1 protein-coding gene is annotated in these 1727 nt (G+C 36.0%); it reads right to left on the reverse strand.

What is annotated here, in order from left to right; all coding sequences use genetic code 11:
• Nucleotides 1–92: 92 nt before the first annotated feature.
• Nucleotides 93–1508, reverse strand: a complete 1416-nt coding sequence (locus T513_RS0109570) for a glycoside hydrolase family 1 protein (RefSeq protein WP_031589905.1) — start codon at nucleotides 1506–1508, stop codon at nucleotides 93–95.
• Nucleotides 1509–1727: the final 219 nt, after the last annotated feature.

The raw sequence follows: 1727 nt of genomic DNA on the forward strand, positions 1-1727 counted from the left end.
CAGATTTTATCTGGCTGTAGGGAGTCAAAGAAAGAAAAAAAGAGCTGGTCCAGCTCAGTGATTATCCATAAATCACTTTACTGGGTCAGCCCCTAGTCTGATAAATCTTCACCGTTAGTAGCAATAACTTTCTTATACCAATAGAATGAATCTTTTTTGTATCTGTTTAATGTACCCACTTCTTCATCTGTTGTATCTACATAAATGAAGCCGTATCTTTTACGAATACCTTCATGAGTAGAAACAAGATCAATAGCAGACCATGGGCAATATCCCATCATGTCTACACCATCGCTAATGGCAAGCTTTAATTGTTCAATATGTGCTCTTAAATAAGCAATACGGTAATTATCATGAATCTTGCCATCTTCTAATTTATCATAAGCTCCTAATCCATTTTCAGTTACGATAAGTGGTAAATGATAACGAGAATAAATTTCTCTCATGTTTGCACGGAAACCTAATGGGTCAATTTCCCATCCAAATTCTGTCTTAGTAAGATTTGGATTCTGATATCCACGATAGTATCCCGCTTCACCTCTTGCGGTCTGCTGATCAGCACCTGGATCTAGTTCATCAGTAATATCTGAATGCTGAACAGTAGCAGTTGAATAATAGTTAAATCCAATAAAGTCAGGATGAGCATTCTTTAATGCTTCCTCATCTCCTGGCGCAAATGTAGGTGTAGCATCATTTTCTTCAAGATAACGCCATACTAAATTATTATAGCGACCAAATACAGCCATATCTAAATATAGCCAGTTTCTAATAGCATTATATTCCTGTGCAGCCAAGACATCTTCTGGCTTACATGATGCAGGATAAACAAGTGAAATATTAGGAGCAGGACCGATTTTTGATTGTGGACAGATTTCATGGCATAACGCCATAGCTTTTGCTTGAGCAACCAGCATATGGTGGTTTTGCTGATATGTTTCTTTTAACACATTATCTGTTCCTTCTGGAATACGTAAAGTTCCAATGAGTGGTCCTACCAATGTCAACATATTCTGTTCATTGATAGTCAACCAGTACTTAACTTTATCACCGTAGTTCTCAAATAATACACGTGCAAATTCTACGAACCATTCAACTGAGTCTGGATTAGACCAAGATCCTCTTTGATCCAATGCATCTGGCATATCAAAATGGAACATTGTAACCAATGGTTCAATACCATATTTTAAGCATGTATCAATCACTTTATGATAGTGATCAATACCCTTCTGATTCACTTTTCCAGTACCTTCTGGTAAAATTCTTGTCCAAGCAATAGAGAAACGATAAACCTTAAAGCCCATCTCTGCCATTAGCTTGATATCTTCTTCATATCTGTGATAATGATCAGCACAAATATCCAATGGTGCTGTGCCTTCTGGGAGTTCCTTTACATCCTGACATGAAGGACCTTTTCCATCTGATAAATTAGCACCTTCTACCTGATAAGCAGAAGTTGATGCTCCCCATAAAAAATGAGCAGGGAATTGTTTTAAATTTTGATCTCTCATAATATCTCTTTCTCCTTTTTACATCTTAATTATATGCAAAAAAAATAGGAGTACTGAGTTTCTTTCACAAATAGAAAATAAAGATCAACGTTTATCTGACAATGAAAATTTATTTCACTTATCAAAAAAAGGGGCTGACCCGGATAGATAATCTGGATTAGTTTTCAAAAATAAAATGCGCCGGATAAATCCGACGCATTTTTTGGTATAATGTAATTA

It is taken from the genome of Kandleria vitulina DSM 20405 (assembly GCF_000702065.1).
Lineage (GTDB): Bacteria > Bacillota_I > Bacilli_A > Erysipelotrichales > Coprobacillaceae > Kandleria > Kandleria vitulina.